The sequence below is a fragment of the Streptomyces sp. NPDC000134 genome, assembly GCF_042899225.1.
Lineage (GTDB): Bacteria > Actinomycetota > Actinomycetes > Streptomycetales > Streptomycetaceae > Streptomyces.
Map to the genome: position 1 here is coordinate 376,139 of NZ_JBIAZN010000002.1, position 23,146 is coordinate 399,284.

At 73.2% G+C, this 23,146-nt stretch carries 20 protein-coding genes and 1 tRNA gene; 12 read left to right on the plus strand and 9 right to left on the minus strand.

Translation table 11 applies throughout. From position 1 onward, the window contains the following. Nucleotides 1–891: 891 nt before the first annotated feature. The 8 genes from ACFY32_RS04125 (at nt 892) to ACFY32_RS04160 (ending at nt 9,925) form a co-directional block, all read left to right on the plus strand. Nucleotides 892–2,115, plus strand: coding sequence for a hypothetical protein (locus ACFY32_RS04125; protein WP_390673369.1), 1,224 nt, complete (start codon nt 892–894; stop codon nt 2,113–2,115). A 72-nt stretch (nt 2,116–2,187) separates the two neighbouring features. Beyond that, nucleotides 2,188–2,610: a phage tail protein gene (locus ACFY32_RS04130; RefSeq protein WP_359194757.1), complete on the plus strand. Its 423-nt coding sequence runs from the start codon at nt 2,188–2,190 to the stop codon at nt 2,608–2,610. Nucleotides 2,611–2,662: 52 nt separating this feature from the next. Next, nucleotides 2,663–3,385, plus strand: a complete 723-nt coding sequence (locus ACFY32_RS04135) for a LysM peptidoglycan-binding domain-containing protein (protein ID WP_359194754.1) — start codon at nt 2,663–2,665, stop codon at nt 3,383–3,385. Continuing rightward, nucleotides 3,385–5,280, plus strand: a complete 1,896-nt coding sequence (locus ACFY32_RS04140) for a VgrG-related protein (RefSeq protein ID WP_359194751.1) — start codon at nt 3,385–3,387, stop codon at nt 5,278–5,280. Before ACFY32_RS04135 ends, ACFY32_RS04140 begins: the two co-directional genes overlap by 1 nt. Before the next feature lie 43 nt (nt 5,281–5,323). Beyond that, on the plus strand, nt 5,324–5,785 hold the full coding sequence (locus ACFY32_RS04145; protein ID WP_359194748.1) for a GPW/gp25 family protein: 462 nt from the start codon (nt 5,324–5,326) through the stop codon (nt 5,783–5,785). Further along, nucleotides 5,785–7,743, plus strand: a complete 1,959-nt coding sequence (locus tag ACFY32_RS04150) for a putative baseplate assembly protein (RefSeq protein ID WP_359194745.1) — start codon at nt 5,785–5,787, stop codon at nt 7,741–7,743. The genes ACFY32_RS04145 and ACFY32_RS04150 overlap by 1 nt, the downstream gene beginning before the upstream one ends. Further along, nucleotides 7,740–8,297: a phage tail protein gene (locus ACFY32_RS04155; protein WP_359194742.1), complete on the plus strand. Its 558-nt coding sequence runs from the start codon at nt 7,740–7,742 to the stop codon at nt 8,295–8,297. The genes ACFY32_RS04150 and ACFY32_RS04155 overlap by 4 nt, the downstream gene beginning before the upstream one ends. Beyond that, nucleotides 8,294–9,925 (plus strand): zinc ribbon domain-containing protein, encoded by a 1,632-nt coding sequence (locus ACFY32_RS04160; RefSeq protein WP_390673370.1) that lies wholly within the window; start codon nt 8,294–8,296, stop codon nt 9,923–9,925. Before ACFY32_RS04155 ends, ACFY32_RS04160 begins: the two co-directional genes overlap by 4 nt. Nucleotides 9,926–9,990: 65 nt before the next feature. Here the strand turns inward: ACFY32_RS04160 and ACFY32_RS04165 are convergent. Further along, nucleotides 9,991–10,065 (minus strand) — tRNA-Thr (locus ACFY32_RS04165). A 328-nt stretch (nt 10,066–10,393) separates the two neighbouring features. Between ACFY32_RS04165 and msiK the strand changes: the two genes are divergently transcribed. The 3 genes from msiK to ACFY32_RS04180 all read left to right on the plus strand — a co-directional run bounded on the left by msiK (nt 10,394) and on the right by ACFY32_RS04180 (nt 12,975). Next, the gene (gene msiK, locus ACFY32_RS04170) at nt 10,394–11,530 is read left to right on the plus strand and encodes a diacetylchitobiose ABC transporter ATP-binding protein MsiK (RefSeq protein WP_359194737.1); all 1,137 of its coding nucleotides are present in this window, start codon (nt 10,394–10,396) and stop codon (nt 11,528–11,530) included. A gap of 221 nt (nt 11,531–11,751) precedes the next feature. Continuing rightward, nucleotides 11,752–12,207 carry a hypothetical protein gene (locus ACFY32_RS04175; protein ID WP_359194997.1) on the plus strand — a complete coding sequence of 152 codons (456 nt, stop codon included), beginning with the start codon at nt 11,752–11,754 and terminating at the stop codon, nt 12,205–12,207. Between the two features lie 33 nt (nt 12,208–12,240). Then, nucleotides 12,241–12,975 (plus strand): nucleotidyltransferase family protein, encoded by a 735-nt coding sequence (locus ACFY32_RS04180; protein ID WP_359194735.1) that lies wholly within the window; start codon nt 12,241–12,243, stop codon nt 12,973–12,975. Nucleotides 12,976–13,049: 74 nt separating this feature from the next. Here the strand turns inward: ACFY32_RS04180 and ACFY32_RS04185 are convergent, their stop codons facing one another. The 6 genes from ACFY32_RS04185 to ACFY32_RS04210 form a co-directional block, all read right to left on the minus strand. Further along, nucleotides 13,050–14,774: a DoxX family protein gene (locus ACFY32_RS04185; protein ID WP_390673371.1), complete on the minus strand. Its 1,725-nt coding sequence runs from the start codon at nt 14,772–14,774 to the stop codon at nt 13,050–13,052. A gap of 104 nt (nt 14,775–14,878) precedes the next feature. Next, nucleotides 14,879–15,820 (minus strand): 23S rRNA (guanosine(2251)-2'-O)-methyltransferase RlmB, encoded by a 942-nt coding sequence (rlmB, locus tag ACFY32_RS04190; RefSeq protein WP_390673372.1) that lies wholly within the window; start codon nt 15,818–15,820, stop codon nt 14,879–14,881. 99 nt (nt 15,821–15,919) lie between these two features. Continuing rightward, a complete protein-coding gene (gene cysS / locus ACFY32_RS04195; protein ID WP_390673373.1) occupies nt 15,920–17,317 on the minus strand; it encodes a cysteine--tRNA ligase in 1,398 nt (465 codons plus the stop codon). Between the two features lie 104 nt (nt 17,318–17,421). Further along, complete coding sequence (gene ispF, locus ACFY32_RS04200) at nt 17,422–17,955, minus strand: 2-C-methyl-D-erythritol 2,4-cyclodiphosphate synthase (RefSeq protein WP_390673374.1); 534 nt, start codon at nt 17,953–17,955, stop codon at nt 17,422–17,424. Continuing rightward, nucleotides 17,945–18,721: a 2-C-methyl-D-erythritol 4-phosphate cytidylyltransferase gene (ispD, locus tag ACFY32_RS04205; RefSeq protein ID WP_359194721.1), complete on the minus strand. Its 777-nt coding sequence runs from the start codon at nt 18,719–18,721 to the stop codon at nt 17,945–17,947. The genes ispF and ispD overlap by 11 nt, the downstream gene beginning before the upstream one ends. A gap of 298 nt (nt 18,722–19,019) precedes the next feature. Beyond that, nucleotides 19,020–19,502 (minus strand): CarD family transcriptional regulator, encoded by a 483-nt coding sequence (locus ACFY32_RS04210; protein ID WP_003953493.1) that lies wholly within the window; start codon nt 19,500–19,502, stop codon nt 19,020–19,022. 666 nt (nt 19,503–20,168) lie between these two features. On the opposite strand from ACFY32_RS04210, the gene ACFY32_RS04215 reads away from it, so the two are divergent. Continuing rightward, nucleotides 20,169–20,864 carry a DUF461 domain-containing protein gene (locus ACFY32_RS04215; protein ID WP_359194719.1) on the plus strand — a complete coding sequence of 232 codons (696 nt, stop codon included), beginning with the start codon at nt 20,169–20,171 and terminating at the stop codon, nt 20,862–20,864. A gap of 76 nt (nt 20,865–20,940) precedes the next feature. On the opposite strand, the gene ACFY32_RS04220 is transcribed toward ACFY32_RS04215, so the two are convergent. Together ACFY32_RS04220 and ACFY32_RS04225 are read right to left on the minus strand one after the other, a co-directional pair. After that, nucleotides 20,941–21,621, minus strand: a complete 681-nt coding sequence (locus ACFY32_RS04220; protein ID WP_109496890.1) for a response regulator transcription factor — start codon at nt 21,619–21,621, stop codon at nt 20,941–20,943. After that, complete coding sequence (locus tag ACFY32_RS04225) at nt 21,618–22,943, minus strand: sensor histidine kinase (RefSeq protein WP_390673375.1); 1,326 nt, start codon at nt 22,941–22,943, stop codon at nt 21,618–21,620. Before ACFY32_RS04225 ends, ACFY32_RS04220 begins: the two co-directional genes overlap by 4 nt. Between the last annotated feature and the right edge of the window lie 203 nt (nt 22,944–23,146).

Genomic DNA, 23,146 nt, shown 5'->3' on the forward strand with positions numbered 1-23,146 from the left:
CCCGCCGCCACGCCCGTACAACGGTCCGTCTCCCGCCGAGCGGCGCCGCTTCCGTCCCCGGGCTCCTCGGCGCCTGCCCCGACTCGGGCTGAGGGCCCCGCGCCCACCGCCCCGACTCCCGGCCCCAGCACGGCGCCGGCCTCCGGCCCCGTACAGCGCGCGATACCTCCGCAGGCACCGACGCCTCCGCCCCCGGGCCCCTCCTCACCCGCGCCGACCCAGGCTCAGGCCCAGGGCCCCGCGTCCACGGCCCCGCCCCCCGGCACCAGTACGGCACCGGCCTCGCCGCCCGTGCAACGGTCCGTCTCCCGGCAGACACCAGCCCCGGGCCCCTCCACCGCCCCCGGCAGGGCATCGGCCTCCGGCCCCGTACAGCGCGCCGTACCCCGACACGCACCGACGCCTCCGCCCCCGGGCTCCCCCACGCCTGCCCCGGACCGCGCTCAGGCCCCCTCACCCGCCACGGCCCCGACCTCCCCGCCCGTACAACGCGCGGTACCCCCGGTTCAGGGCCCGCCCACGGCCCCGGCTCCCCGTCCGGCCGAGACGCCGCAGCACCCGGCACCGGCACCCACCCCCGTACAACGAGCGGCAGGCCGGCCGCCGACGACCACCCCGGCGCAGACCCCGAGCCCGTCGCCCACGGCCCCGGCCTCCGCTCCCGTGCAACGGGCCGTCGCCCCCCAGGCGGCACCGACGCCCCCGGTCACGGCACCCTCGGCCCCGGCGAGTACGGCCCCGCCCCCCGCCCGCGCGACGGCGTCGGCCACCGACCCCGTACAGCGGACCGTCTCCCGGCAGGCACCGGCGCCCGGCCCCTCGGCGACGGCCGCCCCGGCAACCCCGCCCGCGCAACGGGCGACGCCCCCGGCTTCCCCGTCGGCCACGGACGTGACACCGCACGCCGCCGCCCCGGTACAGCGCACCGCGTCCCGTGCGCGTCCCGTCGGCCTCGGCGCGCCGATGACCGGCCCCGCGTCCCCGGCGCGGTCGGACCGTGCTGCGCAGGCGGCGACGAACCCCCCGGTACAACGCCGGACGGCCACCCCGAGCCACCCCGCGACACCGCAGGGCGCCCCCCACCGGCCCTCCGGACCGGCGACGGGCGTCCAGCGCGCGCTGCCCGCGGCCGAGGCCGGCCGGACCGCCCAGCCCGCGCCCTCGCGCGCCCCGCACCCGAACCCCGGCCCGCCCACCGAGGCCGCTCCGGTACCGCACCGCACCTCCGAGCACCGCGCCCCCGAGCGCAGCGCCTCCGCCGCACCGGCCGCGCTCCCGTCCGTGCAGCGCGCCCCGCTCCCGGCCGCGGCCACCCCGCCCCGGCCCCCGCTGCCCGTCGCCGCCCCCGTCCAGCGCACCCACTCCGCCGCCCCGCCGGCGTCCCCGACGCCCCCAGTCGCCCGCACCTCGGCGACCGCCCCCGTCCACCCCGCCCACACCCCGACGACCACCACCCCGATCCAGCGCACCCACTCCGCCACCCCAACCGCCACCACCCCGATCCAACGCACCCACTCCGCCACCCCGACGACCACCACCCCCGTCCAGCGCACCCCAGCAGCCCCCGTACGCCTCCACGCCCCCGCCCCCGCCCCCCGGCACCACCCGGCGTCCTCCGCCCCGGCCCGCACCCCGCTGCCCGTCGCCGCGCTCACCCCGCCCCCGGCCGCGCCCCCGCTGCCCCTCCTCACCGAGGCGCGCCCCGCCGCCGCGCTCCCCGTGCAGCGTTTCCCCGGGCGTACCGTCGGCGCGCTCGCGTCCGCCGCCGCCTCCACCGTCGCCTCGACGCTGACCCGCTTCCGCCCCACCACCGCCCCGCCCCCGCACTCCCCCCAGCCGGCCCCGACCGACGCCCCGCCGCCCTACTCCCCGCCCGCCTACGCCGCCACCGCCCCGCCGCCTCCGTACACCCCCGCCCCGGCCGCCTCCGGCCAGGGCGCGCCCCCGCCGTCGTACTCGGAGATCCCGCCCGGCGCCTTCGACCCGCGTGCGCTCACCGACTTCCAGCTCGACGAGTTGGTGCACCGGATCATCGGCCGCGTCACCCGTCTGCTGCGTACCGAACTCCGCATGGACCGCGAGCGGATCGGCCGCCTGCGCGATCCCCGCCACTGACCCCCGCCGCCGGCCCCCGCCACCGACCCGTCAGCGTTCCGTCCGACCGTCCCCGACCGAAAGGCCCCCGCGATGCCCCGCCAGGACCCGGGCTCCACGATCTACTTCACCCTCACCATCGACGGCGCCAGCCTCGGTTACTGGAACGGGTGCGAGGGCCTGTCGTCGCAGGTGGAGGTCGAGCACCGGCAGGAGGGCGGCAACAACGGCTTCGTGTGGCAGCTCCCGACCCGCGTCACCTTCTCCACCATCCGGCTGACCCGTCCGCTCACCCCGGACACCACGAAGGTCGCCAAGTGGATCTCCTCCATCCAGACCGGCATCCAGCGGCCCACCGCCCAGATCGCCGCCCTGCGCGCGGACGGTTCGGAGGTCGCCCGCTGGGGGCTGGTCGACGTGCTGCCGGTGAGCTGGCAGGGCCCCAGCCTCGACCCGGCCAACCCGGCCGTCGCCACCGAGGTCCTGGAGATCACCCACCACGGCTTCACGGACTGACGGACGACGGACCGACGGACTGACGGACGACAGGGACACGAAGAGGGAAGTCATGGCCAACAACTCCCGCGGCGCCGGCAAGAGCCTGGTCCGCGCCAGCCTCGCGATCTACGAACCCCCCGTCGGCATCAGCACCAGTCCGGGCGGGCTCATCAAGACCTTCGACTTCGACTTCAACCCCGCGCAGTTGTCCCTCAGCCGCCGCGCCCAGTGGAAGGTCACCCCGGCCGCGGCCGTACGCGGCGGCACCAAACCGGAGTTCATGGGCCCGGAGCCGCGGGAGATGACCGTGGAGATCTTCCTGGACACCTCCGGCAAGCCGACCAGCAACACGGTGCTGAAGAAGGTGGAGTCCCTCATGAGCTGCTGCGAGGTCACCACCAAGAGCATCGCCGCCGAGCAGCCCTCCCCGCCCTGGGTGGAGTTCCAGTGGGGGTCGTTCTCCACCGCCCGGTTCACCGCGTACGTGGCCTCCGTCGAGGCGTCGTACACCCTCTTCGGCACCACCGGCGTGCCCATCCGCGCCACCTGCCAGGTCGAACTGCACGAGATCCCGGGTGCCACCAAGGGCCAGAACCCCACCTCCGGCGCCCTCACCGCGCGCCGCGTGCACCGTGTCGTCGCCGGGGACTCACTGGAGTCCCTGGCCTGGCGCGAGTACGGCGACTCCACCGTGTGGCGCGCGATCGCCGAGGCCAACGACATCGACGACCCGCACCGGCTGCCCACCGGCGCCGAACTCGTCCTGCCCGCCGCCGAAGAGGTGCGCCGCTGATGGTGCAGACCGCCTTCTCCACCGTCATCCGGGTCGCCATCGGCGGCAGCAAACTCCACCCCGACATCGCCTCCATGCTGGTCGACGGCTGGGTCGACCAGGGCGCCGGCGTGCCCGCCGCGTTCCGCCTCACCTTCCGCGACCCCTACCACCTCGTCCTGCAGCACCTCGACGTCACCTTCGGCACCGAGGTCGTCCTCACCCCCGTCGCCGACGGCCAGGACGCCGGCCCCCTGCTCACCGGCGAGGTCACCGGCCTGGAAGCCGACTACGACGGCACCGGCAGCTTCACCGTGATCCGCGGCTACGACTACGGCCACCGCCTGCTGCGCCAGCGCCGCGTCGCCGCCTACCGCAACCAGAGCGCCTCCGACATCGCCCGCAAGCTCGCCGCCCAGGACGGCGTCCCCATCGGCCGCATCCAGTCCACCAGGACGGTCTACGAGTTCATCAGCCAGGCCAACGTCACCGACTGGGACTTCCTCGCCCGGCTCGCCGACGAGAACGAGATGATCATGTCGCTGGACGCGGACGGCAAGTTCCAGTTCGTGTCGCCCAAACCGTCCTCCGGGGCGCCCTCCCCGCAGACCGACGGCGACAAGAGCCCGTTCGTCCTCCAGGCCGGTCACGACGTGCTCCGGCTGCGCACCGCCGTCACCGCCGCCGACCAGGTCGCCCAGGTGGAATCCCGCGGCTGGGACGTCACCACCAAGAAGAAGCTCGTCGCCACCTCCCCCGCCGCCACCAACCCGGCCATCTCCATCGGCAGCACCCCCGGCGCCGCGGCCGGCAAGTTCAAGGCCGCCAAGCTGGTCGAGACGGGCACCCCCTACGACAAGCAGACCGAGGTCAAGCACGCCGCCGACGCCCTCTCCGACGACGTCACCTCCTCCTTCGCCGAACTGGAGGTCGCCGTCCGCGGCAACCCCGAACTGCGGCCGGGCGTACCCGTCGCCCTCGCCGACGTCGGCAAGCCCTTCGAGGGCAAGTACACCGTCACCTCCGTCCGCCACGTCTTCGGCGACGGCAAGCACTACGAGGCATGGGTCACCGTCAGCGGCCGCCAGTGGCGCTCCCTGTACGGACTGACCTCCGGCGGCGCCGACACCGCGCCCCGCCTGCCCAGCGTCGCCAACGCCCTCGTCACCGACGTACAGGACCCCCTCAAACAGGGCAGGGTCAAACTCCAGTTCCCCTGGCTGGACGACGCCTACGTCAGCGACTGGACCCGCGTCACCCAGTGGGGCGGCAAACGCGGCGGCTCGATCTTCCCCATGGACGTCGGCGACGAAGTACTCGTCGCCTTCGACCGAGGCGCCCTCGACCACCCGTACGTCATCGGCGGCCTCTACAACGGCAAGGACAAGCCGACCCCCGTCAAGGACGTCCCGCTGCACGACGGCGCCCGCGGCCGCGGCTCCCGGCACACCCTCTCCGACCGCACCGGCAACCGCCTGGACCTGCTCAGCCAGCGCACCGGCGGCAAACAGGGCGTACGCCTCGCCAGCGGCGACGACAGACTCGTCATCAACCTGGACCGCACCCAGACCGAGATCACCGTCGACAGCAAGGGCACCGTCAGCATCAAGGGCAGCCGGTCCGTCTCCATCGAAGCCGGCACCGACCTCACCCTCAGCGCCGCCCGCCGCCTCACCATCAAGAGCGGCGGCCCGCTCGACATCCAGGGCCGCGGCCTGGTCAACGTCAAGTCCCTGGGCGGCGCCGTCACCGTCGACGCCGTCGGCGCCCTCAACCTCAAGGCCGTCGGCGCCACCATGATCACCTCCGGCGGCACCCTCCAGGTCAACTCCATCGCCAACGTCGGCATCCGCGCCGCCACCCTCATGCTCCAGGGCGTCGTCCTGGTCAACAACAAGCCCTACCCCATCCCGTGACCGCACCCGCGACACCCCGACGCAAGGAACAGGTGGACCTCTGATGGCCGAACAGTTCGTCGGCTCCGGCTGGGCCTTCCCCCTGCGCATCGGCCCCACCGGCGGCATCGCCCTGGTCAGCGGCGAACGCGAGGTCGAAGAGGCCATCCGCCTCGTCCTCGCCACCGCCCCCGGAGAGCGCCCCATGCGCCCCGAGTTCGGCTGCGCCATCCACGACCTGGTCTTCGCCCCGGTCAACGAGCAGACCGCCGGCCGCATCCAGCACGAGGTGCACGCCAGCCTCGACCGCTGGGAACCCCGCATCGAGGTCCACGACGTCGACGTCACCACCGGCACCGAACAAGGCGTCCTCTACATCGACGTCCGCTACGCCATCCGCGGCACCAACAACCCGCGCAGCCTCGTCTTCCCCTTCTACGTCATCCCGTCCCACGAGGAACCGGACGGCCCCGCCCCCACCGACGGCGTGCACGGCCCCGGCACCTCCCCCGAAAGCGACCGCTGATGCCCCTGCCCTCCCCCAACCTCGACGACCGCCGCTTCCAGCAGTTCGTCGACGACGCCAAGCGCTACATCCAGCAACGCGCCCCCGAATGGACCGACCACAACGTCTCCGACCCGGGCGTCACCCTCGTCGAAACGGTCGCCCACATGGCCGACCAGATCGTCTACCGCCTCAATCGGGTCCCCGAGAAGAACCACCTGGCCTTCCTCGACCTGGTCGGCATCACCCTCTTCCCGCCCGCCGCCGCCCGCACCGACGTCACCTTCTGGCTCTCGGCGCCCCAGGAAGAACCCATCCACGTCCCCACCGGCACCGAGATCGCCACCCTGCGCACCGAACGCGAGGAAGCGGTCGTCTTCGCCACCGAACGCCCCCTGGCCGTCGTCCCCACCGCGCTGCGCCACCTCGTCGTCCAGCACCGCGGCCAGCCCGTCACCGACCGCACCACCGAACTCGCCGAACACAAAGACGTCCTCTGCTTCGCCGAAGCGCCCGCCCCCGGCGACTGCATGCTCCTCGGCCTGACCGCCGCCGCCCCCCACTGCGCCGTCACCCTCGAACTCGACAGCCGCGTCGACGGCGTCGGCGTCGACCCCCGCCAGCCGCCCCTCGTCTGGGAGGCCTGGACCGAGGACGGCTGGCAGCCCTGCGAAGTCGACCGCGACGGCACCGGCGGCCTCAACCGCCCCGGCGACATCGTCCTGCACATCCCCGCCGGCCACGTCCTCTCCCGCAACGGCGGCCAGGAAGCCGGCTGGCTGCGCTGCCGCGTCACCGACCCGCTCCCCGGCCAGCCCTTCTACACCACCTCCCCCACCGTCCGCTCCGCCGACGCCTACACCATCGGCGGCACCACCCGCGCCGTACACGCCGAGACCGTCCACGACGAGGCCCTCGGCGAGTCCACCGGCCTGCCCGGCCAGCGCCTGCGCCTGGCCCACGCCCCCGTCGTCGGCGACGACCCGCCCGTACTCCTCCAGACCGCCGCCCACGACGGCTGGCAGGACTGGCAGGTCGTCCCCCACTTCGCCGCCTCCCGTCCCGACGACCGCCACATCACCCTCGACGCCGCCACCGGCGAGATCGCCTTCGGCCCCGCCGTCCGCGAACCCGACGGCACCCTGCGCCAGTACGGCGCCGTGGCCCCCAAGGGCGCCGTCATCCGCGCCCGCCGCTACCGCACCGGCGGCGGCCGGGCCGGCAACGTCGCCCGCGGCACCATCCAGGTGCTGCGCACCTCCATCCCGTACGTATCCGAAGTCGTCAACCGCGAAGCCGCCCGCGGCGGCGTCGACGGCGAGACCGTCGAAGAGGCCAAACTGCGCGCCCCCATCACCCTGCGCGCCCAGGAACGCGCCGTCACCCTGCGCGACTACGAGGAACTCGCCCGCCGCGCCGCCCCCGAGACCGCCCGCATCACCTGCCTGGAGGGCGCCGAGGGCGAACACGGCTCCTACGCCGTACGCGTCCTGGTCGTCCCCCAGGCCGTCCCCGACCCGGGCGGCCGCCTCCGCTTCGAACAACTCGTCCCCGGCGACGCCCTCCTCGAACGCATCACCCGCCACCTCGACGAACGCCGCCTCATCGGCACCCGCCTCGCCGTCGGCCCGCCCTTCTACCAGGGCGTCACCGTCGTCGCCACCGTGCACGCCTTCCGCGGCACCGACACCGACCGGGTACGCCGCCAGGCCCACGACGCCCTCTACCGCCACCTCGACCCGCTCACCGGCGGCGCCGACGGCCGCGGCTGGCCCTTCGGCCGGCCCGTCCAGTCCGGCGAGGTCTTCGCCGTCCTCCAGCGCGTCCCCGGCGTCGAACTCGTCGACGAAGTCATCCTCCACCCCGCCGACCCCCTCACCGGCAAACGCGGCGACCCCACCGACCGCATCGACCTCCAGCCGCCGTCCCTGGTCTTCTCCTACGACCACCGGGTCCGGGTCATCGGGGACAGCGCATGAGGGGCTCCATCGACGGCCTCGGCTCCTCCGCGCCGCTCGGCACCATGCTCCCGGCCGTCTTCGCCGACGACGACCTCGCCCAGCGCTTCGTCGCCGGCCTCGACGAGGTCCTCGCCCCCATCCTCAACGTCCTCGACTGCCTCGACACCTACTTCGACCCCGCCCTCACCCCCCTCGACTTCGCCCAGTGGCTCGGCACCTGGATCGGCGCCGAGACCGACGGCACCGAACCCGAGGACCGGCTGCGCGCCGCCGTGGCCGCCGCCGCCCGCCTGCACCGCGTCCGCGGCACCCGACGCGGCCTGTCCGAAGCGGTACGGCTCGCCTTCGGCACCGCACCCGAGATCACCGAGAGCGGCGGCGCCGCCTGGAGCGCCCGGCCGCTCGGCCCGTTCCCCGGCGCCCCCCGCCCCCATCTGCACGTCACCCTCCGCCTGCCCGACCCCACCCCCGCGGACACCCACCGCCTCGACACCCTCGTGGCCGCCGCCCGCCCCGCCCACATGCCCTACACCGTCACGGTGACCGCCGCCGAAAGGACCCCGGAGAAATGACCACGCAACACTGCGCCGAGTGCGGCACCCGCGCGGAACCGGGCCAGTCCTTCTGCGACTCCTGCGGCGCGGTCCTCCGCTGGGACCAGCCGGCCCCGCCCCGGAACACGCCCCCGGCGCCCGGCGGTCCCTCGACGCCCGGCACCTCCTCACCCACCGGCACGGCCCCACCGCCCACCGGCACGGCCCCCAACCCCACCACCACGCCCACACCGGCCGGCACGGCCCCGAACCCCACCACCACGCCCCCCGGCACGCCTGCGGACCGCACCGCCGCGCCCACACCCCCCGGCACGCCTCCGGACCGCACCGCCGCGCCCGCGCCCGCGCCCGCCGCGGCCACGCCCGGCACGGCTCCGGCCCACGGCACCACCCCCACGCCGAGGACCGCACCGACCCACACCACCGCCCCGGCGCCCAGCACACCCCCGGCCCACGGCACCGCACCGACCGCCGGCAGCCCCGACGACAGCACCCCCCGCTGGGACGCCTTCGGCGGCTCCACCCCCGCCAGCACCGGACTCGCCCCCACCCGGTACGGCACCCAGGCCGCCCAGGCCCGCTCCGACACCCCCACCACCCCGCCCGGGGCACCCCACCCCACACCGACACCCCAGACCCCGCCCCCGACCCCGTCTCCCACCCCCACCCCGTCCCCGTCCCCGACCCGGGCCCCGGACGAGACCGCCCCCACCGTCCCGGTCCCCAACGCCCTCACCGACACCATGTCCGACCGCGCCCGCTCCCTCCTCGTCCCCGTCGACGACCCCGAGCCCGCCCGACCGGCCCCACCCCCCGCCGTCGCCCCGGTCCTTCCCGGCCGCCCGGAGGCACAACGCCCCCAGGTCCGCACCCCCGCCCCGCAGCACGACCTCACGACCGGCCCGCCCTGCCCGTGGTGCGCCACCCCCAACCGCCCGGACCGCCACTTCTGCGTCCGCTGCGCGATGCCGCTGGCCGGCCGCGACGACACGACCCCGGCCCGCCTGCCGTGGTGGCGCCGCCTCTTCGGCTCCCGCCGCCAGGAGACCCCGTGGGCCGGCGACCGCCCCCGCCTGCGCCGCGTCTTCGACCGCATCGGCACCTGGATCGGCGTGGTGGTCGTCGTGACCCTGGTGGTCCTCGGCTTCCTCTACATCCCCGACGGCGTCCAGGCCACCCGCGACCACTTCGCCAAGCGCGCCCCGGTCTCCCCCGACCGCGTCACCGCCTCCCGGTCGTACCCCGGCCACAAGCCCGAGCTGGTCTTCGACAAGCTGAACGACACCTGGTGGGGTCCGGGCGTCTCGCAGTCCGGCGAGGGCGAGTGGATCGAGGCCAGCTTCGAGGAGCCGACCCGGCTGCTGGACGTGATCATCACCCCGGGCGTCTCCACCCGCCCCGACCAGCTCGGCGAGTCCGCCCTGCCGCACCGCGTGAAGGCCACCGTCACGCTGAAGGACGGCAAGACGGTCACCCGCGAACTCACCCTGGACCAGGGCGCCGGCGGCCAGCGCCGCCCGTTCCGCGTCGGCGACGCCACCAAGGTCCGCTTCACCGTCGAGTCGGCCCACGCCGCCTCCGCCAAGAAGCAGATCGCCATCGCCGAGATCGAGTTCTTCGGCCGTTCCAGCGCCAACCGCACCTGACCGCCCCCACGCACACGGAAAACGGCCCCCCGCCTGTGACAGGCGGGGGGCCGTCCCCGTACCGGAGCCCCCTGTCGGATTCGAACCGACGACCTGCGCATTACAAGTGCGCTGCTCTGGCCGGACTGAGCTAAGGAGGCACCGCGCACCGCAACACCGTGCGCGAGGCGGCTCCACTGTACACAGAGCCCCTTTCCCCAGGCCACGGACTTCCGCTTCCCGCCCTCACCGAGACCGTCCGTGACCGCCCGCGCGGAATTCCTCCGAAGTTCACAGCCCTCCAACTACTGACAGACCAGGTGAACGCGGGGTACGGTCCTGAGCCAGTTCACCTGTGTGGCCTACACCAGGCGTGAACCTCCACAACTGAACATCCACGGACACCACCACGGGGCGACCCGTCGTGGCACCACCTTCCTACAACGGATCGTCCGGCACGTTCCTGCCGGTAGAAGGGGGCCCCTCACCATGGCCACTGTCACGTTCGACAAGGCGACCCGGGTTTACCCGGGTTCCACCAAGCCCGCCGTCGACCAGCTCGACATCGCGATCGAGGACGGCGAGTTCCTCGTCCTGGTCGGACCCTCCGGTTGCGGCAAGTCCACCTCCCTGCGCATGCTCGCGGGCCTGGAGGACGTCAATGGCGGCGCCATCCGCATCGGTGACCGCGATGTCACGCACCTGCCGCCGAAGGACCGGGACATCGCCATGGTGTTCCAGAACTACGCCCTGTACCCGCACATGACGGTCGCGGACAACATGGGCTTCGCGCTGAAGATCGCCGGTGTCAACAAGGCGGAGATCCGGCAGAAGGTCGAGGAGGCGGCGAAGATCCTCGACCTGACCGAGTACCTGGACCGCAAGCCGAAGGCGCTCTCCGGCGGTCAGCGTCAGCGCGTGGCCATGGGCCGCGCGATCGTGCGTGAGCCGCAGGTGTTCCTCATGGACGAGCCGCTGTCCAACCTGGACGCCAAGCTGCGTGTGTCGACCCGTACGCAGATCGCCTCGCTCCAGCGCCGCCTCGGCATCACCACCGTCTACGTCACCCACGACCAGGTCGAGGCCATGACGATGGGCGACCGGGTGGCCGTGCTGAAGGACGGTCTGCTCCAGCAGGTCGACACCCCGCGGAACATGTACGACAAGCCCGCGAACCTGTTCGTCGCCGGCTTCATCGGCTCGCCGGCGATGAACCTGGTCGAGGTGCCGATCACCGACGGTGGCGTGAAGTTCGGCAACAGTGTCGTCCCGGTCAACCGTGACGCGCTGAAGGCCGCCGCCGACCGGGGCGACCGCACGGTGACCGTCGGCGTCCGCCCGGAGCACTTCGACGTGGTCGAGCACAACGGCGGTGCCGCCTCCGTGCTGGCGAAGGACACCGAGGGCGCCCCGGCGGGCCTCGCGGTCTCGGTCAACGTGGTGGAGGAGACCGGCGCCGACGGCTACGTCTACGGCACGGCCGAGGTCGGCGGGGACACCCGCGACCTGGTGGTCCGGGTGAACAGCCGGGCGGTGCCGGAGAAGGGCACCACGCTGCACGTCGTGCCGCGGCCGGGCGAGACCCACGTGTTCTCGTCCTCGACGGGTGAGCGTCTGACCGACTGACGTCCGCCGGGCCGGGTATTTCACCCGTCCTGACGAAAGGGGCCTCGCGGTGCTGCCGCGAGGCCCTTCTCGTTGTCGATAAATACCCCGGCACAGCGGACATTTCGCTTCATGTTCGTCAACGTGCTACCCACCACGGGCCACTTTCTCATCCCCCGTTCCGGTGACTAAATGTCGCCAAATCATTACCGGGCGCTACCCTCACTCGCGTGAAGCACTCCGTGAAGCACTCCACCACCCCTCAGACGCGACGCGGCCGGGGCCCCGCCCACCGGATCGGCCGTTCGCTCGCGCTCGTCCTGCCCGTCGTCCTGGTGCTCTCCGGGACCCTCGCGGTCACCCGGGTCAACTGGTCGGGGGACCCGTCGAACTCGGTGCTCACCGCGTCGGACGCCGCCGCCCCCGAGGCGTCCTCGCCCGCGGCGGCCCGTGCCCCGCACGAGGTCCTGCGCGACCGGCTCCTGACCGAGTTGCAGGAGGAGGACCCGGGCGTCGCCCTGACCCATCTCCAGCAGGCCGTGCACGACCGTCCCTCGCTGGCCGAGCACTGCGCCTCCATCGCCCGTGCCCTGGGCCGCGCGGCGGTCCGGGTGTACGGCCCCACCCGTGCCCAGTCCTACGCCCGTCCCGTCTGCGACACCGCGTTCGCCTCGGGCGTCCTCGCCGCCCACGGCTGACCCCGTGCGGGAGCGGCCACGTACAGTTCGGGCATGACCGATCCGATCGCTGCGTCCCGCCGCCCCGTCCAAGCCGTCGTCCTGGCCGGCGGTCAGGGTTCCCGGCTGCGTCCGTACACCGACGACCGGCCCAAGCCGATGGTCGAGATCCCCGGTACGGGGACGCCGATCATCGGCCATCAGCTCGCCTGGCTGGCCGAGGAGGGCGTGACGGACGTGGTGGTCTCCTGCGGGCACCTCGCCGAGGTGCTGCAGAAGTGGCTGGAGACCGCCGACCTGCCCCTGTCCGTCACCACGGTCGTGGAGACCGAGCCCCTGGGCCGCGGTGGCGGTCTGCGCTACGCCGCCGCGCATCTGCCGCACCCGGACCGGCCGTGGTACGCCACCAACGGGGACATCTGGACCCGTTTCTCGCTGCGCGACATGGCCGACTTCCACACCGAGCGGGACGCCGTGGCGACCCTCGCCCTGGCCCGCCCCCGGCTGCCGTGGGGTGCCGTGCAGACGGACGGCTTCGGGCACATCAGCGACTTCATCGAGGCGCCCCCGTCGACTTTCGAGATCAACGCGGGGGTGTACGTCTTCTCGCCCGCGTTCGCCGCGCTGCTCCCGGAGCGCGGTGACCATGAGCGGACGACGTTCCCGAAGCTGGCCCGGGAGCGCAAGCTCGCCGGTTTCCCGATCCCGCAGGGCTCCTACTGGCGGGCGATCGACACCGCCAAGGACCTGACGGAGGCCGCGAAGGAACTGGCCACGCTCGCCCGCTGACACGCCCCCCGGAGGGTACGGCGAAGGGGTCCCGCACGTTTCCCGTGCGGGACCCCTTCGGCGTATCCGGTGGGCTATCCGAGCAGGCCGCCGACGAGGCCGGGCTCGGGCTCGGTCACCCCGCCGTCGCCGCCGCCGGTGCCGGTTCCGGAGCCGCTGCCGCCGGTGGTGCCGCCGCCTCCGGTGGTGCCGCCGCCGGTGGTGCCGCCGGTGCCGGTGGGCCCGGCGGTGCTGCTCGGGGCCTGCTGGGCCGGTGCGGTCTGCCGCGGCGGGGCCTGGCCGCCCGTGGTGCCCTGCGTCTCGCTGGGCGTACCGGCGGTGCCGTCGGTGCCGTCGGTGTCGCGGGTGGTGCCGGGGGCGGTCGCGGTGCCGCCGTCGGGGCCGGTGGTGCCGGTGGTGGCGCCCTGGGTCGGGGAGGCGGACGCGGTGGGGCTGCTGGGCCGGCGTTCGCCGGGTTCCTGGGGCAGGGGGGAGCCGGGCAGTTCGTTGCGCGGGGATTCGCCGGGTCCGGGGACGACGATCCGGTCGGAGTCCCGCACGGCGCCGCCGAGCAGGGAGCCGACCAGGAGGGTGACGCCGGTGACGAGGAAGGTGACGAGGGCGCCGCGGCGCAGCACGTACCGGCGCAGGTCCCAGATGTCGGCGCGGGGGCCGAGCCGTCGCCAGGCGCCGCCGGCGAGCCGGCCGTCGACGGAGTACACGGGGGCCCCGGCGATGATCAGGGGGGACCATGCGGCGAGGTAGATGATGTCGGGGGCGTCGTAGGCGGGGACGCTCTTCCAGCTCACGGTGACCAGGAGCGCTGCGGAGAGTCCGGCGCCGAGGACGGCGGCGACGCGCTGCCAGCAGCCCAGCACGGTGAGGACGCCGACGATGACCTGGAGGAAGGCGATGACCAGGCCGGAGCCGATGGGGTGGGCGAGGGCGAACTGCCGCAGGGGTTCGGCGACGTCCCAGGGGTGCAGGGTGTTGAGCCACTTGACCATGGAGCCGCGTTCGCCGCCGTCGAAGTAGACGGGGTCGCAGAGTTTGCCCATGCCGGCGTAGGTGGAGATGCAGCCGAGGAAGACGCGCAGGGGCAGCAGCACCACGCCGAGGTTCATGCGGCGGCCGGGGTAGTAGGCGTGCCGCGCGGGGTCCTCGGTGTGGCCCCGGCCGGTGTCGTCGGGGTCGGTGTCCTCGTCGAGGTCGTCGAGGTCGGGGTCGGTGGCGTAGTGGCCGCCGGTGTAGGCGGGTTCGTCGTAGGCGCTGCCGACGGTGCGCATGGCGGGGAGGAGCCGGGTGCCGTCGGTGGGGGCGTGGGGGGAGCGGTGGGTGCGCTGGGCGCCGACGAGGGGGGTTTCGAGGGTCTGGGTGGTGAGGGGGTCGTCGTGGCCGCCGTATCCGCCGGGGGGCGGGCCGCCGGCGGAGAGGCGGGGGATGACCTGGGTGGCGCCGGCGTCGGCGGGCGGTTCCGTGGCCGGGTCCTCGGTGTACCGGCCCGCTCCGGCCCGCACGGCCTGGAGGAGCCGGTGGGCGCCGGTGTCGTCGGGGTCGGACCGGCCGCTCCAGACGACGGCCCGGCGGCGGGGGGCGGCCGGGACGCGGGCGGTGTCCTGGGTGGCGCTCAGGTGCCGCGCGATCCGCGGGGACCGGGTGCGTCCCGTCGAGGCCCCCAACTGCACGCGGAAACTCGCGTGGTTGACGATGACCTGAGCCGGATCGCTCGGCACCTTCACCATGCTCAGCGCGGGAGCGTCGTCGATTCCCGACGAGCGGTCCCCCGTGGGAGTGCGGGGTGTTCTGGTGTCCACACTCATCTAACCGAGTGACGTGTCGTTAGGACACTGCCTTGACCGCCCGGATCTGTCCGGGCCGCGTCAAGATCACCGGGTCCCCCGGGGGCCCCGCGCCGGGCGTCCGGTCAGGCCCGCCGGCGGGCCGCCTCGTACAGCACGACGCCCGCCGCGACACCGGCGTTGAGTGATTCGGCGCCGCCGGGCATCGGGATGCGGACCCGGAAGTCGCAGGTCTCGCCGACGAGGCGGGACAGGCCCTTGCCCTCGCTGCCGACGACGATGACGACGGGTCCGGCGAGGGATTCCAGGTCGCCCAGTTCGACCTCTCCGTCGGCGGCCAGGCCGACCACGACGAGGCCGGCCTTCTGGTACTGCTCCAGGGCGCGGGTCAGGTTGGTGGCGCGGGCGACGGGGGTCCGGGCGGCGGTGCCGGCGGAGGTCTTCCAGGCGCCGGCGGTCATGCCGGCGGCGCGCCGCTCGGGTACGACGACGCCGTGGCCGCCGAAGGCGGTGACGGAGCGGACGACGGCGCCGAGGTTGCGCGGGTCGGTGACGCCGTCCAGGGCGACGATCAGCGGGTCCTGACCCTCGTCGGCGGCGGCGTCGAGGAGGTCCTCGGGGTGCGCGTACTCGTAGGGCGGGACCTGGAGGACGAGGCCCTGGTGGTTGAGGCCGTTGGTCATCCGGTCGAGTTCGGGGCGGGGCGCCTCCATGAGGTTGATGCCGCCGCGTTCGGCGGCCACCTGGAGTGCTTCGCGGACCCGCTCGTCGTTGTCGATGAACTGCTGGACGTACAGCGTGCTGGCGGGCACGCCCTCGCGGAGTGCCTCCAGGACCGGGTTGCGGCCGACGACCAGCTCGGAGGTGCTGCGTCCGCCGCCGCGCCGGGCCTGTGCGCGGCCGGTGGTGCGGCGGGTCTTGGCGTTGGCGGCGCGCTGCTTGACGTGTCCCTTGCGCATCTCGGCGGGGGGCGTGGGCCCCTTGCCTTCCAGGCCCCGGCGTCGCTTGCCGCCGCTGCCGACCTGCGCGCCCTTCTTGCCGGACATGCGGCGGTTGTTCGCGGCCATGAGTTACGTGTCTCGCTCTCGTGTGGGGTCCCTTGCGGGGTGTACGTCTTATGCAGTGTGCCGCCCGGCGGCCCGGACGGCACAGTCGATCAAGGGGGTTCAGCGGGTGCCGAGGCTCCAGCGAGGGCCCTGGGGGCTGTCCTCGATGGCCAGGCCGGCCTGGCCCAACTGGTCGCGGATGGCGTCGGCGGTGGCCCAGTCCTTGCGGGCGCGCGCCGCTTCCCGCTGGTCGAGGACGAGGCGTACGAGGCTGTCGACGACGTCGTGCAGGTCCTCGCCGGTCTCGGTGTCGCCGGCCCAACGCGGGTCGAGGGGGTCGAGTCCGAGGACGCCGAGCATGGCGCGCACCTCGGCGAGCCGGGCGACGGCGGCTTCCTTGTCGTCGGCGGCCAGGGCGCTGTTGCCCTGGCGGACGGTGGTGTGGACGACGGCGAGTGCCTGGGGGACGCCGAGGTCGTCGTCCATGGCCTCGGCGAAGGCGGGCGGGACTTCGGCGGCGGGCTCGACGGGTCCGGCGAGTTCGGTGACGCGCTGGACGAAGCCCTCGATGCGGGCGAAGGCGGCGTCGGCCTCGCGCAGTGATTCCTCGCTGTACTCGATGGTGGAGCGGTAGTGCGGGGTGCCGAGGTAGTAGCGCAGGACGATGGGCCGCCACTGCTTGACCATCTCGCTGACGAGCACGGAGTTGCCGAGCGACTTGGACATCTTCTCGCCGCTCATGGTGACCCAGGCGTTGTGCACCCAGTAGCGGGCGAAGGCGTCGCCGAAGCCGTGGGCCTGGGCGATCTCGTTCTCGTGGTGCGGGAAGATCAGGTCGATGCCGCCGCCGTGGATGTCGAACTCCTCGCCCAGGTACTTGTGGGCCATGGCGGAGCATTCCAGGTGCCAGCCGGGCCGGCCGCGCCCCCAGGGCGTCTCCCAGCTCGGCTCCCCGGGCCTGGCGGCCTTCCACAGGGCGAAGTCGCGGGGGTCCCGCTTGCCGGTCTCGCCCTCGCCGGAGGGCTGGCGCAGGTCGTCCAGGTCCTGGTTGGACAGCGACAGGTATCCGGGCAGGGACCGTACGTCGAAGTAGACGTTGCCCTCGGCCTCGTAGGCGTGTCCGCGTTCGATGAGGCCGCGCATCATCTCGACCATCTCGGTGATGTGGCCGGTGGCGCGGGGCTCGTAGGTGGGCGGGAGGCAGCCGAGGGCGGTGTAGGCGTCGTTGAACGCCCGCTCGTTCCGGTAGCCGATGGACCACCAGGGGCGGTGCTGTTCCGCCGCCTTCTTGATGATCTTGTCGTCGATGTCGGTCACGTTGCGGATGAAGGTGACGTCGTAGCCGCGGTGGGCGAACCAGCGGCGCATGATGTCGAAGTTCAGCCCCGACCGGATGTGGCCGATGTGCGGAGCGGCCTGCACGGTGGCACCACACAGGTAGATCGAGACACAGCCCGGGACGAGCGGGGTGAAGTCACGGATCTGCCGGGCGCTGGTGTCGTACAGCCGAATAGTCACGCCTCCAGGGTAGTGGCCCCCCGGCCGTGCCCCGCGCCCACGCCCGCAAGGACCACGGTTTCGTGACCTAGGGCTTGTCCCGGGCGGGGGCTCGGCGGGCCCGGCTACCGGCCGGGGCGGGGGGTCGTGCGGGGCGGGGGCGACTGGACGACCAGGGCGGTGGCGACGGCCATCAGGCCCTCGCCGCGCCCGGGGAAGCCGAGTCCGTCCGTCGTCGCGCCGGACACGGACACCGGTGCTCCGGCCGCCTCGGAGAGGACCGCTTCCGCCTCGGCCCGCCGTTTGCCGATCTTGGGGCGGGGGCCGACGACCTGCACGGCGACGTTGCCGATCCGGAAGCCGGCCGCGCGGACGATCCGTGCCGCCTCCGCCAGCAGGGTCACGCCGGAGGCGCCGGACCACTCGGGGCGTCCGGTGCCGAAGTGCTGTCCGAGGTCACCGAGCCCGGCGGCCGAGAACAGCGCGTTGCACGCGGCGTGCGCGACCACGTCGGCGTCGGAGTGCCCGGCCAGTCCCGGTCCCGCGTCCTCCCACTTCAGTCCGCCGCACCACAACTCGCGGCCTTCCTCGAAGGCGTGGATGTCGGTGCCGATGCCGACCCTGGGCAGCGGCGCTCCGGCGAAGTCGTCAGAAGCCATCGTTGAGCCTCCGGCGTGCCAGGACCGCCTCCGCCAGCACCAGGTCCAGCGGCCGGGTGACCTTGAACGCCTCCTCGTGCCCGGGTACGGCCACGACGGTGAGCCCGAGCTGCTCGACCATGCCCGCGTCGTCGGTGACGTTCTCCGTCACCGTCGCGTGGGCCCGGACCAGCACCGCGCGGTCGAACCCTTGCGGTGTCTGCACCGCCCGCAGCCTCGCCCGTTCCGGCGTGGCCACCACGGGCTCCGCCTCCCCGGGCGCGGGGGCCGGCGCGACCTCCTTGACGGTGTCGGCGAGCGGCAGCGCCGGCACCACCGCGGGCGCGCCCGCGCGGACGGTCTCGATGACGGCGTCCACGGTGTCGACGGGCACCAGCGGCCGGGCCGCGTCGTGCACGAGGACGACGTCGTACTCGGGCGGGAGCGCGTCGAGGCCGAGGCGCACGGATTCCTGGCGGGAGGCGCCGCCGGGTACGACGGTGAAGTCGGTGCGGTCGGGCAGTGCGTGCGCGGCGAGCAGGCTGTTGACCTCGGCGGCCCCGTCGGGTGGTGCGACCACGACGACGAGGGAGACCGCGCGGGAGGCGGCCATCGCCCGGACGGCGTGGATGAGCATGGGTGTACCGCCGAGCGTGCGGAGCGCTTTGGGGGCGCCCGGTCCGAGGCGTACGCCCCGGCCGGCCGCGGGGATCACGACGGCGGTACGGGCCCCCGCGGCGGCGTGCGCAGGGGCATCCGCGGGCGAGGGACGGGAATCGTCAGACATCGGTTCCTGTCAGGTTTGTGTGCTGGTCCGGCGTGGGTATGGCCCTGGGAGTGCCGGGCGCGACGCCTTGACCGGACCCCTTTCCGTGACCCTGGTCGAGCCTGTCGCCCGGCCCGGCACACTCAGGACCCGGGGGAGGCTTCTCCCCCGGGGTGAGCGTACGGACGACGTCCGGGTACGGACATGCCGCAGCGCCCGGCGACGGCAAAGACGTCATCGGGCACCGCGGCATTTCACGTGCTGACCCGGTTCTTGTGGTGGTTCCGGTGGTGAACCAGAGCGGGTGGCGCGCCTCGGGTCAGGAGGCGAGCACCTCGTCGAGCAGGGCCTCCGCCTTGTCCTCGTTGGTGTTCTCCGCGAGAGCCAGCTCGCTCACCAGGATCTGGCGGGCCTTGGCGAGCATGCGCTTCTCACCGGCGGAGAGTCCGCGCTCGCGCTCGCGGCGCCACAGGTCACGTACGACTTCCGCGACCTTGATGACGTCGCCGGAGGCGAGCTTCTCCAGGTTTGCCTTGTAGCGGCGCGACCAGTTCGTGGGCTCCTCGGCGTACGGCGCGCGCAGCACCTCGAAGACCCGGTCCAGCCCGTCCTGACCGACCACGTCACGCACACCGACGAACTCCGCATTGTCCGCTGGCACACGTACCGTCAGGTCACCCTGGGCGACCTTCAGCACCAAGTAGGTCTTGTCCACGCCTTTGATCTGGCGAGTTTCGATAGCCTCGATCAGCGCGGCCCCGTGATGGGGATAGACCACGGTGTCGCCAACCTTGAACGTCATGTGACAGGTACCCCTTCCGTGGCTATCCAGGGTAACACGGATACGGCGTCTTCTGAATGGCGTTTTCGCAGGTCAGGGCATATCTCGGGGCTTGACAACAGTGACTGGAACGTGCTTCGAGCGGCGTCCGGGAGAAGGTATTCGCAGGTCGGAGCGGCTGTCCGGGGCGACAGAAACGCGTACGTTACACACGTCCGGCGGCCCCGTCGAGCGGCCGAACGTCCCCATATGTCTGGTTCCGTACGTGCGACTTCCGCTACTCCGTTCGGCGTCCGGAGCGGGCTTCCGGCCGATTCCTGAATTGATCACGACACGCTCGGACCGGCCACGGATGATCAATTATTGGCCACCCCGCATTCCCTCCCGGAAAATATGTGTGCGCATGGTCACTGGTATGCCGGGCGTTGTTATGCGAATGGCCGACGAGTGTCCGGCGGGCGCCGCTCCCGCCCCGCCGCAGGCGTCGATCGCCGCCGCCGTCCCCGGGCTGGCCGGCGACACCGCGTCACCCCGCGCCTACCGCCTGCCGGGCCAATCCGGTCCCCCCCAGGGGAGGGTCGGGTGCGGCGGCGCGGGAACGGGTCGATAACCTAAGGCCGCTGACCATCACTTAGGGCGGCTTTATCCCTGCCGCCGCCTCGCACGAGTCAAGGAGTTGCCGCCGCCGTGAGCAGCAGCCTTCGACGCGGCGCCCTCGCCGCCGCCGCCATCGCGTTCTCCCTTCTCCCCCTCACCGCGTGCGGGGCCGGCAACAACGCCCAGACGCTGGAGATCAAGCCGGACAACGCGGCGACCACCGTCGGCGACATCAAGATCCAGAACGCGGTCGTGATCACCCAGCCCGACCTGGAGTCGACCGGCCCGGCCGCGATCTCCGCCACCGTCTTCAACGGCGGCAGCAGCGCCCAGACGCTGGAGTCCATCCGGGTCGACGGCACCGGCAAGACCGCCGAGCTGAAGCCGGCCAAGGGCAAGGACCTGACGGTCCCGGCCGGCGGCTCCCTGATCATCGGCGGCAAGGACAACGCCGCCGCCACCCTGCCCAGCAGCCGGGAGGCCGTCCAGGACGGCGACGCGCAGAAGATCACGTTCACCTTCAGCAAGACCGGTGACGTGTCCCTGAAGGCGTTCGTGGTGCCGGCCGAGCACTACTTCGCCGAGTGGGGCCCGAGCCAGGTCCCGACCACCCCGGAGGCGTCCGAGGACCCCTCGACCTCCAGCGCCTCCCCCGACGAGGAGACCTCCGAGCGGCAGGGCGGCGACGAGTCGGGCGCCCCCGGTGACGAGTCCTCCGCCTCGGCCACCCCGACGGACGCGGCCTCCGCGAGCGCCTCGGCCGACGAGGAGAACGCCGGCCACTGAGCCGTCGTACCGCACGCCGAAGGGCGGGACCTCCGCGGAGGTCCCGCCCTTCGGCGTGCGGCGGACGCGGGCCGGTCTACGGCTCGAACTTGTAGCCGAGGCCGCGGACCGTGACCAGGTAGCGCGGCGCGCCCGGGTCCGGCTCGATCTTGGCGCGCAGGCGCTTGACGTGGACGTCGAGGGTCTTGGTGTCGCCGACGTAGTCCGCGCCCCAGACCCGGTCGATGAGCTGCATCCGGGTCAGCACCCGGCCGGCGTTGCGCAGCAGCATCTCCAGCAGGTCGAACTCCTTCAGCGGCAGGTCGACCTTGGAGCCGGCCACGGTGACCACGTGCCGGTCGACGTCCATCCGGACCGGGCCGGCCTCCAGCGCGGCGGGGGTCACCTCCTCGGGCTCGCCGCGGCGGCGCAGTACGGCGCGGATACGGGCGACCAGTTCGCGGGAGGAGAAGGGCTTGGTGACGTAGTCGTCGGCCCCTATCTCCAGGCCGACGACCTTGTCGATCTCGCTGTCCTTGGCGGTCACCATGATCACGGGGACGTTGGAGCGGCCGCGCAGTTGCCGGCAGACCTCGGTGCCCGGCAGGCCGGGCAGCATCAGGTCGAGGAGGACGAGGTCGGCGCCGTTGCGCTCGAACTCGTCGAGTCCGTCGGGCCCGGTGGTCGCCACGGCGACCTCGAAACCCTCCTTGCGGAGCATGTACGACAGGGCGTCGGAGAAGGACTCCTCGTCCTCGACGACGAGCACACGGGTCACGGAAGGACCTCCGGAGCGGGAAGCGTTTCGTACGGGGAAGGTTGGGGGGATGCGGGAGACCGCCGGTCGCCCTGGTCGGCGAGTGGGGAGCGGTCGGATCGGTGCCGCGCCCGGTCACGGGACGTGCCCGCCTCCGGCAGCCGCAGGGTGAAGGTGGAGCCCTGGTTCTCGGCGCTCCACACCGTGACCTCCCCGCCGTGCGAGGCGACCACGTGCTTGACGATCGCCAGACCGAGGCCGGTGCCCCCGGTCGCGCGGGACCGGGCGGGGTCGACGCGGTAGAAGCGTTCGAAGATGCGCTCCTTGTCCTTGTCGGAGATTCCGATGCCCTGGTCGGTCACGGCGATCTCGATCAGGTCGCCGCCCGGGGCGTTGACGCGGCGGGCCGCGATGCCGACGCGGGTGCGGGCGGGCGAGTAGTTGACGGCGTTCTCGACGAGGTTGCCGAGCGCGGCGGCGAGCTGGCCCCGGTTGCCGTGCACGAAGAGGTCGGCGATGCCCGCCCGCCGCCCGTCACCGCCCTCGTCGGAAGGCCCTGCGGACCCCAGTATCGAGGCCGCCATGGTGATCTGCTTGGTGCCGGCCGCGTGCCGGCAGCGGTCGATGGCCTCGGCGACCAGTTCGTCGATGCGGACCGGTTCGGCGTCCTCCAGCGGGTCGTCGTTCTGCACCCGGGAGAGGTCGATCAGCTCCTGGACCAGGTTGGTCAGCCGGGTGGCCTCGATCTGCATGCGCCCGGCGAACCGCTGGACCGCCTCGGGGTCGTCGGAGGCGTCCATCACCGCCTCGGAGAGCAGGGACAGCGCGCCGACCGGCGTCTTCAGCTCATGGCTCACATTGGCGACGAAGTCCCGCCGGACCGCCTCGATGCGCCGGGCCTCGGTGAGGTCCTCGACGAGCAGCAGCACCAGCCGGGAGCCCAGCGGCGCGACCCGCGCGGAGACCGCCAGGGCCTCCCCGCGTCCGGTGCCGCGGCGCGGCAGGTCCAGCTCGACCTGCCGTATCTCGCCGTCGCGCCGGGTGTCGCGGGCCATCTGGAGCATCGGCTCGACGGCCAGCTTGCCGCCGCGGACCAGTCCGAGGGCGTACGCCGCCGAGCTGGCCTTGACCACGGCGTCCGCCTCGTCGAGCACGACGGCGGAGGACCTGAGCACCGACAGGACGGTGTCCACGCCCGGCGGAAGCACCGGGTCCATGTGCAGCGAGGTGCGGGTGGGGCGCTTCTGCTCGCGCTCGCTCCAGCGGAACGCCAGCATGGCGATGACACCGGTGAGCACTCCGGCGATCGCTGCCGCTGCGGCGACCGCCGCGTTCACGTCCATGTGACCAGGTTAGGCATGGCGTACTGCCCGGCCGAAACCATCCGGGTGCGACCTCGAACACTCGTCGCCCAGAGTTCACCTTGGAGCCAGTACCGGTTCATTTGGGGGGCCGGAAACGGACGCGTACGAGCGGGAACGTGGAACGGTGGGGGTGAAACGAGGGGTGAGATCCCACCGAGATTCCCCCGAATGACGTACGAGAG